General features: G+C 64.0%; 1 pseudogene. It reads right to left on the bottom strand.

The annotated features are described in order from the left end of the window. Positions 1–375, bottom strand: a pseudogene (locus ACTJK8_RS32415) (flagellin); the annotation flags it as partial.

Raw genomic sequence — 375 nt, 5'->3', positions numbered from 1 at the left:
TCAGCGTGTTGCCGGCGCTGGTCAGGGTCGCCAGGGTCTTGTTGACGTCCGAGTTCAGCAGGAAGTTGCCGAGACCGTTCTGGCTCGACGAGTTGTTCGAGCTGGTGATCGACGACAGACCGAGACCGCTCGCCGTGGCGTCGACCGAGGCGACGTTGAGGGTCGAGCTGCCGGTGTCGTTGAACTTGATGTTCAAGTCATTGCCCTTGCCGGCAATGAGGTTGACGCCGTTGTAGCTGGCGTCGCCGGCGAGCTGCGTGATCTGGTTGAGCAGGTTGTTGTACTGGTTCGCCAGCGAGGCGCGCTGCGTCACGCCCGAGATCGACAGGTCGCTGGAGACGACGGTGCTGGCGGCGGTGCCGTAGGTCGAGGCGG

The sequence above is a fragment of the Methylobacterium sp. 22177 genome (assembly GCF_052045615.1).
Taxonomy (GTDB): domain Bacteria; phylum Pseudomonadota; class Alphaproteobacteria; order Rhizobiales; family Beijerinckiaceae; genus Methylobacterium; species Methylobacterium radiotolerans.
The sequence above is the reverse complement of the archived record's forward strand: the minus strand, read 5'-3'. Positions and strand labels throughout refer to the sequence as shown.